8 protein-coding genes are annotated in these 13,626 nt (G+C 49.6%); all 8 read right to left on the bottom strand.

Annotated elements, in window-relative coordinates; all coding sequences use genetic code 11:
* Nucleotides 1–148: 148 nt before the first annotated feature.
* On the bottom strand, nt 149–1,306 hold the full coding sequence (locus tag CRO74_RS02850; protein WP_097124474.1) for a Gfo/Idh/MocA family protein: 1,158 nt from the start codon (nt 1,304–1,306) through the stop codon (nt 149–151).
* 112 nt (nt 1,307–1,418) lie between these two features.
* Nucleotides 1,419–2,447, bottom strand: a complete 1,029-nt coding sequence (locus CRO74_RS02845) for a sugar phosphate isomerase/epimerase family protein (RefSeq protein ID WP_097124473.1) — start codon at nt 2,445–2,447, stop codon at nt 1,419–1,421.
* A gap of 104 nt (nt 2,448–2,551) precedes the next feature.
* Entirely contained in the window at nt 2,552–3,769 is a 1,218-nt protein-coding gene (locus CRO74_RS02840) for a class I mannose-6-phosphate isomerase (protein ID WP_097124472.1), read from the bottom strand.
* Between the two features lie 21 nt (nt 3,770–3,790).
* The gene (locus CRO74_RS02835; RefSeq protein WP_097125993.1) at nt 3,791–4,852 is read right to left on the bottom strand and encodes an aldose 1-epimerase family protein; all 1,062 of its coding nucleotides are present in this window, start codon (nt 4,850–4,852) and stop codon (nt 3,791–3,793) included.
* A 93-nt stretch (nt 4,853–4,945) separates the two neighbouring features.
* On the bottom strand, nt 4,946–5,671 hold the full coding sequence (locus CRO74_RS02830; protein WP_394341884.1) for a 3-keto-disaccharide hydrolase: 726 nt from the start codon (nt 5,669–5,671) through the stop codon (nt 4,946–4,948).
* A gap of 120 nt (nt 5,672–5,791) precedes the next feature.
* Nucleotides 5,792–8,500 (bottom strand): c-type cytochrome, encoded by a 2,709-nt coding sequence (locus CRO74_RS02825; protein WP_097124470.1) that lies wholly within the window; start codon nt 8,498–8,500, stop codon nt 5,792–5,794.
* 262 nt (nt 8,501–8,762) lie between these two features.
* Complete coding sequence (locus tag CRO74_RS02820; RefSeq protein ID WP_097124469.1) at nt 8,763–10,280, bottom strand: RagB/SusD family nutrient uptake outer membrane protein; 1,518 nt, start codon at nt 10,278–10,280, stop codon at nt 8,763–8,765.
* A gap of 99 nt (nt 10,281–10,379) precedes the next feature.
* On the bottom strand, nt 10,380–13,583 hold the full coding sequence (locus tag CRO74_RS02815; RefSeq protein ID WP_245877739.1) for a SusC/RagA family TonB-linked outer membrane protein: 3,204 nt from the start codon (nt 13,581–13,583) through the stop codon (nt 10,380–10,382).
* Between the last annotated feature and the right edge of the window lie 43 nt (nt 13,584–13,626).

The raw sequence follows: 13,626 nt of genomic DNA, 5'->3' as shown, positions 1-13,626 counted from the left end.
TAATTTTTTCATATATGCACCTTCATTTATATTGACTTTCCAGAGAGATGCAAAAGTTAATTGGGAGAAAGACAGTAACTTCATTACTGGCCGGACACAAAAAAGTGGACACCTGAGGCATCCACTTTTTATTCGAGGTCAACAAACACTAAATGTTTTTAGCCCCCGTTTCTTTCCAGCTTCTCGACGTTGCCGATTCAATAACGGCTTCGCATACTTTCTGTGTCTCCAGCGCATCCTGAAACGTTGGTGCACAGGACTCCCCCGTTTCGAGACTCAGGAAGAAATCAGCCGCCTGATGCACAAAGGTATGTTCGTAGCCGATAATCGTTCCGGGAATCCACCATCGTTTCATATACGGCTGATCGCTGTCCGTTACCAGAATGGAACGCCAGCCCCGAACAATCGAATCATCCGCATGATCGAAGTATTCCAGGCGGTTCATATCGTGTAAGTCCCAGCGGATAGATGCGTGCTCACCATTGATTTCCAGCGTATACAACGCTTTATGACCACGGGCATAACGAGTCGCTTCAAATAGGCCCAGCGAGCCGTTTTCGAAGTGGCAATGGAAAATACAGGCATCGTCGATGCCCACTTTTTGCACTTGCCCGGTCAATTGATGAACGCGCTCTTTAATAAATGTCTCCGTTACGGCCGATACATCGGTAATGGCTCCGTTGATCCACATAGCGGTATCGATGCAGTGAGCCAGCAAGTCACCCGTTACGCCAGACCCGGCCGCATCCGAATCCAGCCGCCATAGCGCCGTACCACCCTGCGGAAGGTCGGCGCTGATGGTCCAGTCCTGCAGGAAGTTAGCCCGATAATGGAAAATCTTGCCCAACTTACCCGAATCAACGATCTGCTTGGCCAGCGTGACGGCCGGAACTCGGCGGTAGTTGTACCAAACGGTATTCTGTACACCAGCTTTTTCGACAGCATCCACCATTTTCTGAGCTTCGGCAACGGTTCGGGCGAGAGGTTTTTCACACAGAATCATTTTACCGGCTTCGGCAGCGGCAATGGCAATTTCAGCGTGTGAATCATTGGGCGTACAAATGTCGATGGCGTCGACATCATCCCGGGCAATTACGGCACGCCAATCGGTTTCTACCGATTCATAACCCCACTGATCCGCAAACTTCTGTACGTTTTCAGCATTACGCGAACAAACTACCTTCAGCACCGGACGGTATTCCAGTTCGGGAAAGAAATCGCCAATGCGTTTATATCCATTTGAGTGGGTACGGCCCATTAAGCCGGTACCAATTAATCCAATTCGTATCTCTTTCTTGGGTGTCATGTTTTAGGTGGTTATTTATGTAGAGACGCAATACTTTGCGTCCCCTGTGCGTCAGCAATCATTTGCGTCAGCCTATTACCATCCGGTTCAGGAGACGCAAAGTGTTGCGTCTCTACTCGTACCAGCCGTGTTCTTTACGTACCTTGATCATGGTGGCCAGAATGTCGTTCCAGGTTTGCTGATTGGTCATGACCGCATTGGGGAACATGCAACCATCCCAGCAAATGTGTTTAAATGCTTTGGTGAGCACTCCATTTTCATCGCGCAGCCAATAGCCCGCGTCATGAACGACGTCCAGCTTTCCATTGGGGTCCAGCGCCTGGCAGTGCCGACCGGTTTTGTCATGCGAACCTGACCCGAATACAGTTCCGTCGTTTTGGGCAACGTGGAAGTCGATCGTCCAGGGACGTAAGGCTTTGGTCAATGTTTTAAGCGCTTCATCTAGGGCAGCCCGGTCGCTCCAGTCGAAGTCGGGAGGTAGGATACGGTCCTGTTCGCGGTTGTAGCCCATCGTGTACAGAAGCGTGTGTGCCATATCTGCCTGGAAACCCATGTTTGGCCGATCGACGGCTTCCAGCGTTTCGAGCATGGTTTTCCAGCTGTGCATACCGCCCCAGCAGATTTCACCCTCAGCCGCCAGTTTTTCACCGTATTCAGCGGCTACATCGCAGGCTTCGCGGAAGGTCTGGGCAATTAGTTTAGAGTTTCCGGCGGGGTCGGCATCCCAGTCATGCGGAGAGCTGGCCGAGTCGATCCGAACTACTCCGCTTGGCCGAATACCGAGTTCGGTTAGTTTCTGACCGATGTGGCAGGATTTGCGCACCATCTCCACAAAGTTGGCCCGATCTTCCTTACTACCCATTGCCGGGCCACCCCATATGGGCGCGACCAGAGAGCCAATTTTCAGATTATATGCTCCTACTTTGTCAGCCAGCTTTTTAATCTCGTCATCCGAAATATTCACATCGATGTGTTCGAAAAGTGCCAGATCGACGCCATCGAATTTCACACCATCGACTTCAGCCGCAGCTGTTAGTTCCAGCATGGTATCGAAGCCAATAACGGGTTCGGAGTCGGGGCCTTTTCCAACAACACCGGGCCACATGGCGTTGTGGAGTTTGGGATAGTTATTTTCGTTCATTGGGGTTGGTTATATGGTTTATGAAAGGTTATGACACAGAGATAAATCTATATAAACTACAGAGGTTCAAACAATAAGCTTAAAAAACCTCTGTGTCATAATTTTTAAATTACTAAATCAGGATTAGCCGGGCCGAAGTGCTTCAGCATCACAATAGGATCTGTAGACGATGCATTGACGATGGTCACGCCTTCGAGCGCAGCTTTCTCGCTTACAAAGAATTCATCATTCGTCAGTTGTCCATACCGGATCATTGTTGGTGTTTCAATGTCCCAATCGTTCAGTTTGCCATGACCCTGCATCATGATCAGGCCATAGGCTGCGCTGTCTTTGATGGTTACGGTCTGGCCGGGCAATACGGTAAGTTCCTTGGCACTGAAGGCATCGGATTTGTAGCAAACCCAGGTTTCAACGTAGCCTTCCATTTCTTCGAGGGGCCGAACCGGTTTGGGCTTCATAAACCGATTGGCCATCATTTGTGGATCGACGTTCAGATCCCAGTCGATGGCTTCCATCAATTGGTCATAATCGCCCATGCGGTCTTTTGGCGTACCATTCCACAACAACTCCTCCGGAATGATCGCTTCGTTCACCAGCGACTGGTACATGGCGAACACGTCCGACGCTTTCTGCGGCTCATAAGTACACATACTGCCGGGGGCATGAAGCAGTCCCGGTGGCACATCCCAACCCGTTCCCGGCTCCAGCCGGTAGGCCGACGAGTAGTTGGTAATTTTGTTATCGCCTTTGGTAAAGTTCTGAAGGCACTCTTTTATCTGTTCTTTGGACGTGCCCGGCGCGATACCAAAGAAGGTATAGGGGAAATCGCCACCGTGGTTATTGACCTGCGGGGGAAAATAATAGGCTTCGGGTTTGCCCAATTGACCAATCAACGCTGCCTGCTCATCGTTATGGTGCAGGTGATGCGGCAACGGACCCATATTGTCGAAAAACTTGGAATACATCGGCCAGGCACCGTATTCATTCCACAAACGATCACCAATGAGTTCTCCTTTCAGTTCACTAACGGCATCTTTCAGCAAAAACTGAACTTCCTGCCCGTTATCGTTGAAAACGACATGGCTTAAGCCTTCGTTTTCGCCGGTTAGCGGGCCATTTTTGGCGGGTGTGGTTGACGAGAACCAACGCTCATCGATACCGCCCCGCTCACCACCCAGTACATAATAGTCGTCCGGGTGCAATTTGATTCGACGGCCCGGAACGCAAAATGATCGAGGTACCCAGGTTGGGGTCAGCCGCAAAACCCCTTTCCCTTGTTCTAATGCTTTTTCAATGACACTGAGTGTTGACGTTGTTTCCATACAGGGTTTATTGGTTGTCAGCTATTGCTGTTTTGTGAGAAAGTCATTGAGTGTAGCTTTCTCATGTAAAATTTCAAGTTCAAGGTCGTAATACCGGGTTTCTCCCGGTGCCAGGAATAGGAGTTCGTTCATTTCGCGGGCTTTTGCCTGACCCACAAGGGGATTCGTTGTGGGTTCCAGACCCGTGACATACTCACCTTTTCCCCAGTGTTGCCAGTTGATGAGCCAGGGCAGTTGATCCTTCCGGAATCGTAAGGCTACAGCCATACCCAGTTGTGCGTTATGCAAACCAGCCGTACACTGGCCGGAACTGTCGGGATCAGCATCAATGGACGCTACGGCTTCGCCAGTGCCGCTATGAGAATCCAGCGGGGCCGGACACTTACGGAAATCATTGCCTTCGTGGAAAATATCCGAGTTGATACCTCCTTCCCTCGCCTGCCAGTCTCCCTTCCAGATAATATCTGTTCCTTCGTCGACTAATGGCCAACCGAAATTAAAGTGGTAAAGCAACATGTGCGGAGCCGGTGTATTGGCTCGGTTGATGACTTCGTCGTGAATCCGAATAAAAGGCTGTCCGAGTGTCCCGGAAATAGTCCGGCGCAACTCCAGGCTGGGGCCAAAGATTTTTGTTTCCTTTATTCGGCCGGTAATGCTCATCTCCAGTTGACCCCTAAGCGGGTCGGGCTGGATAATGGATTCAATTTCGGCGGGGCTGTTGCTTATTTGTCCGTGAAGGCCACGCTCACCGAAAGCATCCTGCTCGGGCCCACCCACGTGCGAAAGACCGCAGGTTGTAAGCAAACCACCACCAAACGTGCGGAGCCAATCGGCTCCTTTATCGGAGAATGGCTGGGGTGGCGTAATGCCGGTATGGCTGAGCCAGGCCAGGCTGTGTTGGTTGAAAAAGGCGTCGGCAATATCCATTGCCCGATCAATTACGACTTTATAGCGTAAACCAGTGCCGGTGTTTATCCACGCAATACGGGTTCCCCGGCCGGTTCCGTTGTCGAGAATGGATGTTTCAATTCCGCCGATTTGGGCCGGGTTGGATACTTTGTCTAGCCAGGATTGTTGAGCCAAGGTAGTAAGTAAATGAATAATGTAAAATGGATAATGAAATGGCGGATATTCCGTAAGGCACGTTATCCATTTTACATTATCCATTAAATAATTTTACAACTGCTTCAGCATCAAATTCCGATACTGGACTTTCATGGGCGGGCCAACGTGTACCTGAACGCCCAGCAGACCTTTTGCTTTGCCGTTGACGGTATCTTCATCCGTGACATCACTCATCAAAATGTCATTGATATAATGTTGCAGCCGATTGCCTTTTATAACGAGCCGAAAGGTATTCCAATCCTCGCTTTTAATGAATGTCTTCAGCGAATCGGAACTACCCAACGAACCAGTCACGGTCAATCCACCCCAGGCATTGTTTTTTACATTTGCCCGAACGGCTTCGGGCGTAGCAGCACCGGTATAGGCCGGTATGGTGGTTTTTTGGCCCCTATAGGCCAGCGTTGTCCGCTTCCGCTCTTCGTAATTCTGGCCGGTATACCGATTTCTGCCGTCAATATCGGCCTGGTAACCGCGTAAGGCAAAGGGCACATCGGTCAATTGTTCGCTACGGTAGTTGATCCCGGAGTTTCCTGCTTCGGTAATGTTGAACTCGCCAGTGAACTCAAAATCGCCGGGTTCGCCCCCGCGCCAGATGATAAAGTTATTCGTTTTGAGGAGGGTTGACGGGGTGATCTCCCCAACCAGATTTCCATTTTCTACACGCCAATAGGTAGGATCACCTTCCCACCCTTTCAGCGATTTACCATCAAATATTTTAACAAAACCATTTTTCTTTTTCTGCGCCACACAGGACACATTAATACTGGCAATCGCCATAACGGCAAGCACCAACCCAAGCTGGATAAAGTTGAGCCCTACTTTTTTAAGCATATGAGTTTATTTTTTTAAGTGTAGCGCGGGCTTCTACGCCAACAGCCGACCGCCCGCGCTACACGTTTATTTACCTTTTGTTCCGACGGCTGCTGCTTTGTACACTTCGTTGTTCTGATTGCCACCTGATTTCAGATAAGCAACCAAATCTTTAAGTTCACTTGAGTTCAGGCTGTTAATAAGCCCCGGTAGCATGATGGAAACGGTCGAGTATTTCTTCGATACCACATCTTTCTTCGCCACCTTCCGGAGTTCGTCGGGCGCGAAAGGATTTTGTGAAATCGAGTAGCTTGTCTTGTCTTCATTGACCAGACGCCCCAGTACAGACTGCCCGTTTTTCAGCGTGAAAATGGTGGACACATACTGATCGGAAATGGCTTTGTCCGGGTGAATGATGGACTCCAGAATATCCTTGTTTGAGAAACGGGTACCAAGCTGGGTCAGGTCAGGTCCAATGTCGCCACCTTGCCCGCCCATTGAATGGCAGCGGCTGCATAGAATGGCAGAATATATTTTCTTGCCCGTATCAAAGCTACGCCCGGCCAATCCACTATCAATAACCGCTACCGCCTTGTCTAAATCCCACCGCCGACCTGGGCCTTTTGGCGCATAGTCAGTGACAAAGTCATTGCCATTTGCCGTTAACAGATCGGCACCCGACAGCTTGTTGAATTTCTCAAACTCCTCTTTCGGCACGTGATTCAAAGCCAGTTTGCGAGCCCTGTCAATAAACCCTACATAGCTGCGGCCACCCTGATATTTGAATGCATTTCCAAACCAGGTGAAATATTTATTCCGCAGTTCCGGTGTCCAGCCCGCATCGGCCCGACTTAACATGACAGCATAAAACGTTTGCTGTAAGGGCGGTACTTTTTCCAGCATCTTGGCAATATCAAGACCATACTGTGGATTGCGAAGAATAAGATCAGACGAAGCGGTGGCCGTTTCGAGACCCAGATCTTTGCTACCTGGCTCGTCTTTCACATCCATTAGTGCCAGGGTTTTATTAACCACGCCCGGTGCTTCGAGGGAAATCAGCACGCGACTGAGTCCACGGTTCATCAAGGCGGTTTTGGCCGGATAGTGCGGGTTAAGGTAGGCAATCACTTTATCACGGTCGGCTCCTTCCGGCATACCCATCCGTAACATAATCAGTTCGAAAGCACGGCTCAAATCAAATTGCTGTGACTCCGGCAATTGGTTGTAATTGATTTTAACCAATGCATTGTACAATTTACTCTTTTGCGTAGCATCGCCCTGCCGGGCCAGGGCTATAGCCGCCTGCGTTAAACGTTGCGGATCGGTTTCGGTAAACACACGCTCCTGCCATTGGGCAACGGGCTGATGCTCAACGGCAATCCGGGCAGCGTAACGCACAAATCGATCGGGGTGGCTCAGGTTAGGCCAGGCAGCCGCAATAGCTGCCGGATTCGCTCCCTTATGATACTGTTCCAACTGCGTTCTGAGCTGGTGTTCTTTGGTAAGAACAGGTGCTTTGGCAACCGGCGTTACCGACTCCGTGCCGGTATACGTAACCCGGTATAAATCCGACTCCAGCCGACGACCTCCCGTCAGAAAATACATAGCTCCATCGGGGCCAAACATACCATCGGTCAATGGCAGTGGTGAGCCCGATATAAATTCTTCCCGTTCCCCTTCGTAGGTTGAACCTTTAGGCTTCAGGCGAATGGAGTAGATAATACCAAAGCTCCAGTCAAAAGCAAATAACGACTGGCGATAGCGCTCCGGGAAACGTGCCTTATCACCATACATCAGGTTTGTTGGCGATCCCTGTCCGATATTCAGGAGAGGTGGCAAATTATCCGGGTTACCGGGCAACCACTTGCTATTACCCGTGCGCCAGCCAAACTCAGACCCGCTGGTAATATGGCAAATCCGGGTTGGGCGGTACCAGGGCAGACCAAAGTCCCATTCCATGTCGGAGTCGTAGCCAAACATATCGCCGGCTTCGTTGAAGGCAATATCAAATGTATTCCGGAAACCGGCTCCTATTAGTTCCCACCGCTTTCCTTCGGGGTCAATATTGGCCACCCAGCCGCCAGGGGCCATACGGTCGTTAGCGTGACCACGCGGGTCTTTTATCAGCGGGAACAGGTTATCTTCTTTCCAGTTCGATGGCAAGCGATAGGCATCCATTTGCGGCACATCGACGTGGTTTCCGGCTACGAGGTAAATGGACTTCCCATCGGGCGAAAGCTTCATACTGTGCGGGCCGTGTTCTCCCTCCTGCCCTTTCAGCTCTTTCAGCAAGGTGATCGTCTCAAATTGATCGTCGCCGTTGGTATCCTGAAGGCGGTATAATCCGGTTGGTTTGTTAAAATTTTTGTTCACCCGGTTATTCACCATTACGTAGAGGCTATTGAAGGCATATAATAAGCCTTGTGCATAACCCATGCCTACCGTTGTGTCGCCGGGCTGAACAATGCCCACTTTCAGCTTCTCAACTTTAGGTTGCTGGTTGCCTGAACCAACGGGTGGGATTTCCAATCGGTAGAGGAACCCATATTGATCGGAGGTGATCATCCGGCCTTTATCGTCGAAGGTCATAGCCACCCACGAACCTTGCTTGTTGTCGGAGGGGCTATACAAATGCTCCGCTTTAAAACCGGGCAGTAGCTTCAGCTTGTCGAGTTTAGGGTTGTCTGCTTTGGTTGTTTCGGAGGTTACTCCGCTCATGTTGACCCAGGATGTTCCAACCAGCGCAATGGCCGAAACAAATAGCAGCAACCTGGATGATTTGTACGTGAAAAACATATTTCTAATTGAGTAAGTTGACATCGATGCCTTTGCAGGCTTACTATTCAGCTTTGGTCCGGTGTTGATAACCAACCTGATTATTGTTTATAAAGCATGGGTTTGTGGTGATTTACCGCCTTTGCCAGACAGAGAGAAAGAAAAGAAGCAGAGCCGAAATCGATTCTGCTTCTAGGTAATCAGAATCACCAACCTAGGTATTCAATGCACAAAGACATGTAATCAACTGGCATTTATAAACGCCAGTTGATTACATAGACTATTAGAAATTTGGGGTTAAGGCCGCTTCTACAGCAGGCAGGCCATAATAATCATCCAGGACAGTGAACGCGTTAGGTGGAGGAACCGCTCCAGCCGGGAAATAATACGCGGCAGGATTGGCTTTCACCTTTGCGCCATAGGCACCGATAATCTCTTTTACACGGCCGGTTCTGGTTAAGTCAAACCAACGTTTGTTTTCAAAGGCCAGCTCAACGCGCCGTTCTCTAAAGATAGCTTCCCGCATATCGGTCTGAGACGATGCCGTGGTAGCTGCCAAACCCGCACGGGCGCGTACCTGATTGATGTAGGGAGCAGCCTCACCTGTTTTGCCCTGCTCATTTAACGATTCCGCTAAAAATAGCAGCACTTCGGCATAGCGATACACAGGCCAGTTCTGACCGGTATTGTTATGCTGCGAATGGGGGCGAGCATATTTCTTGATATACGGATACGTTTTATCGGCGCGCAGACTTCCGCTTAACGTAACATATCCAATGGATATATCCTTCCGTTTATCGCCAGTCTCATAGGCCGCGATAAGATCCGGCGTTGGGATGTTGTTACTCTCCTGAGACGTAGGCTGAGCATTCGCTGTGCCCGTAAGGGGGAGAATTTCGGCGGCTGTTATGGGCGAAGGTATAAAGCGATAAATCTGGTTACCGTTATACCCGGCCGAACCTTCCATATACTGAATCTCAAACACAGACTCCTTATTGTTCTTATTCGCGGTGGTAAACGAAAACGCATCGTTGTAATCAGGCATCAATACATAGCCATCATTGGCTACTACTGCTTTCAACAGTGTTTCAGCCTGCGCCCATTTCTTCTGGGTAATGTATAGGTTTGCCAACAGGACTTTAGCCGCTCCTGATGTAGCCCGACCCTCAGTCTGGGTGGCTTTATTGGGCAAAGCTGTACTGGCCGCTAACGCATCTTTTTCGATCTGAGCATAAATGGCATCTGTTGTTGACAGCGGTAATGCTGCGTCTTCGCGACCGGCAACCGGTACCAAGTGCAACGGAACCTTACCAAACAAACGAACCAGATCAAAGTAGGCGAAAGCTCTCAGAAACAAGGCCTGCCCTTTCAGATTGTTTTTTAATGCCTCTGAACTGAACGTTACACTATTACCGTCGATAAGTGACAGAATCTGATTAGCGCGGGCAATGATCACATAATTTAACCGATACTGTACCAGTACGTTATCGTTAGCCGTAACCCCATTGGCCGTTGGAACGGCAAAATCAGCCACGTTTTCAGTTGGATCAACCGCGCCATAGAGCGTGTTACGGGCATAATACGTATTGTCGGAGTGCATTTCCTCCAAAACCCAGGCCCGCTCGTTGAACATCTGCCGAAGGGGTACATAAGCCCCATTGACAGCCTGCTGAAAGTCAGCTTCGGTCTTGAAAAATGTTGCCGAACTCAGCGCCGTTTCGGGCGTTACCGTTAGAAAATCTTTTGTGCAACCGGTCAGAGCAATGCCCAAAAGCCAGGTCGCTATGTATTTACGTGTCATATAGTTCGAAATGAGTTTATAGGTTATCGAATGGTTGCGGAGGTGCCATCCACATTCATAAAGATTGACTGACACAACTAACGATTCAATGACGATGGATTAAAAGTTCAGGTTAACGCCGAGTGTATAGGTACGAGGAACCGGGTAGTTCGAAAAATCGACTCCCTGGCTCAGGTTACCGCCGTCACCGTCACCAGCTCCGTTTCCACTGGTTTCCGGATTTGGACCACCCCAGTATTTCGTGAATATATAGACCTGTTGGGCCGACGCATAGACTCGCGCCGACTTGAAGAGCTTATTGACCGCCCCTATGTTGTAGCCCAGCGTGATGTTTTTGATGGTAAAAAACGACGCATCGGCCAGGAATTGCGTACTGTTCCAGTCGCGTTCAATACCGGTAAAGTTCCCACCATTGTTGGTTGCGCCAAACTGACCGGCTCCGGGTGTGATAACCTTAGTAGCCACACCAACACCATTCGTCAGGACATTCTGAACGCGGAAACGGTCTTTTACGCCTTCAACCATGTTGAATACAGCATCCAGGTTGGCCGTGCTATACAAGTGGCGAACCCATAACTGATTGCCATACGAGCCGGAACCTGTAATCGAGAAATCAAAATTACCGTACTTCAGATCGTTCGTAATCCCGTAGGTGAATTTCGGAAATGGGTTGCCAATAATGGTACGGTCATCGGCATCACCACCGTAGGTAATCACACCATCTCCGTTGACGTCTTTCATCTTGATGGTTCCAACCGCCGAACGGCCCGGAATAATGGGTGATGTTCGGAGTTCTTCGGCGCTTTGATAGTAGCCTTCTTTAATCAGGCCATAGAACTGCCCGAAGGGCTTACCAACCTGCGTAATGTGGAACGAACCATACACCCGGTCGATACCCGGAGCCAGTGCAACAACCTGATTGCGGTTAAACGAGATGTTCGCATTGGTCGTCCATCTGAGTCGGCCCGTCGTATTTTTGGAAGTCAGCGAGAACTCATGGCCCCAGAACTTGATTTCACCAATGTTGTCATTAAAATTGGCGAAGCCCGACTCCTGTGGAATTTGTACGGCGTAAAGCAGATTCGTCGTCCGTTTCGTATAAAAATCGTAAATGAACTGGATACGGTCGTTAAGCAAACCCAGGTCAAGCCCTATATCAAACTGCTTGGTCGTTTCCCAGCCTAAATTAGGATTAGCCAGCGACGTTACGACAGCACCCGTAGCGACTGTGCTACCAAATACGGCATTTGTTGTATTGTTAACTAAGGCGTACGACGTGTAGTTACCAATGTTATTATTACCGATTACGCCGTAACTAGCTCGTACTTTGGCAAACGAAACGGGCATGACCGTTTTCATGAAGTTTTCATCCGACAGTACCCAGCCTACCGAAGCCGATGGGAACGTACCAAACTGATTGTTCGCACCAAATCGGGATGAACCATCTGTCCGGACAGCTGCGGTAAACAGGTATTTTCCCTTGTAGTTATAGGTCAAACGAGACAGATAAGACGTTAATGCCCATTGGTTTACACCATTTTGTGTACCACCCCGGTTTATATTGAGTGCCCCCTGAATCGTAGGAAGCCGATCATCGGCATAGGTATCGGCCTGGATACGGCTGAATTCCTGTCGATACCACTGGTTAGTAAAACCAGCCAGCAACTCAAAGTTGTGGTCATTGAAGCTGCGGGTATAGGTAGCCAGGTTTTCGTTCAGCCAGGATGTGTTCTCCAGTCCCTGCCGAATCGAAACAGCCGTAGTGGGTATGGGCACGTTGATAGCACTCGTTGCCGTTGACGGGTTAAAGAAGAAGAACTTAGCGTTTTGGTACTCGATGTTCATCGTCGACCGGAGGGTTAACCCGGTGATCGGCCGGTATTGCACATACGCATTCGCCAGCAGGTTGGTATTCTTGGTTTCATTGACCAGTTCATTAGCAGCCCGCACCCAGTTGGGATACTGGAAAATGTTACCCGTACTGCCGGGGAAGGTATTGAACTTGGTCAGTTCACCATTTGCTGCATAAATGGGCATAACCGGCCAGGTGTGCAGGGCGTTGAATAAAATCCCGGTTCCCCGGTCGCCATCTGTTCGGGGCGTATTATCGAACACGTATGAAGGAGCTACGTTAAAGCCAATCGTTACCCGATCCGACAAATTGTAGTTTGAGTTAAGGCGCAGCGAATACCGTTTGTATTTGTTATTCAGTACTACCCCATCCTGATTGAAGATACCGGCAACCAACGACGTGTTAGCCTTGCCTGTATTATTAGAAATACTCAGGTTATAGCTCTGCAACGGTGCCTGCCGTATTAAAGCGTCATACCAGTCGTTGTTTTTACCTTCGTACTGAGACGGGTTTTGAAATTCAACCGGCACGGGCTGCAACTGGTCTTCGTAATATTCTTTTTTGAATTGCGCAAACTGAACCGCATCCAGCATTTTTACACGACCGCGCATGGGTACCTGTTGGATACCCGCAAACGTGCTGAAACTAACGTTTGTTTGACCTGGCTTGCCTTTTTTAGTGGTAATCAGCACAACCCCGTTGGCGGCCCGCGACCCGTACAGCGAGGTCGAAGCGGCATCTTTCAACACCGAAAGATCTTCAATCTCATCGGGGTTAAGCTGGGCAATGTTGCCCGTTATCGGGAAGCCATCAACTACATAAAGCGGGTCACTACCCGCCGAAACCGATACCTGACCGCGAATACGGATACTGATACCCTGACCCGGTTTACCGGTAGCCTGGTTAATTTGCACACCCGCCAGTCGGCCCTGCAATTTCTGGCCAATCTGAGACACGGGTAAATCTTTGATTTCTGCGGCACTTACAGTCTGCACAGCACCCGTTATTTCCTTTTTCAACTGACTACCGTAGCCAACGACCACAACCTCATTTAATGTTTGGTCATCCGGCGATAATGTTACGGTAAGTGTCGTTTGGCCACCCACAACGGCTTCTTTTCGTGCATACCCAACAAAGCTGAAAACCAGCGTCGAATTGGCGTTAGGGACGGAGATTTTAAAACTACCCGTTCCATCGGTGGTTGTCCCTTGTGTTGATCCTTTTACCACAACACTTACGCCGGGTAATGCATCTCCCTTCTCATCTCTTACTTTACCTGACACGGTAATATCCGTCGCGGCTTCTGCCAGGCGATCCGGAGCGTTAAGGGCTACCAGGGCATTAACGGACGTCCGGTTTTTAGACAGGCCGCCGTTAAGCTGTTTTGCAGAACTTGCAAAGGACTCTGCAACCACCATGGCCATTGCCATAGATAAATAGAATCTCTTCATGGTTTTTGGAGTAAGGAATAGGATTTTTAAGGTGACTCTGTTT

This window comes from Spirosoma fluviale (assembly GCF_900230225.1).
Classification (GTDB): Bacteria; Bacteroidota; Bacteroidia; order Cytophagales; family Spirosomataceae; genus Spirosoma; species Spirosoma fluviale.
Note: the sequence above shows the minus strand (reverse complement) of the source record. Positions and strands in the feature narration are given on the sequence as shown.

Bases quoted from the DNA above. Each gene is read 5' to 3' on its own strand.
- CRO74_RS02850 (WP_097124474.1), bottom strand. From the start codon at position 1,306: ATGACACCCAAGAAAGAGATACGAATTGGATTAATTGGTACCGGCTTA.
- CRO74_RS02845 (WP_097124473.1), bottom strand. From the start codon at position 2,447: ATGAACGAAAATAACTATCCCAAACTCCACAACGCCATGTGGCCCGGT.
- CRO74_RS02840 (WP_097124472.1), bottom strand. From the start codon at position 3,769: ATGGAAACAACGTCAACACTCAGTGTCATTGAAAAAGCATTAGAACAA.
- CRO74_RS02830 (WP_394341884.1), bottom strand. From the start codon at position 5,671: ATGGCGATTGCCAGTATTAATGTGTCCTGTGTGGCGCAGAAAAAGAAA.
- CRO74_RS02825 (WP_097124470.1), bottom strand. From the start codon at position 8,500: ATGTTTTTCACGTACAAATCATCCAGGTTGCTGCTATTTGTTTCGGCC.
- CRO74_RS02820 (WP_097124469.1), bottom strand. From the start codon at position 10,280: ATGACACGTAAATACATAGCGACCTGGCTTTTGGGCATTGCTCTGACC.
- CRO74_RS02815 (WP_245877739.1), bottom strand. From the start codon at position 13,583: ATGAAGAGATTCTATTTATCTATGGCAATGGCCATGGTGGTTGCAGAG.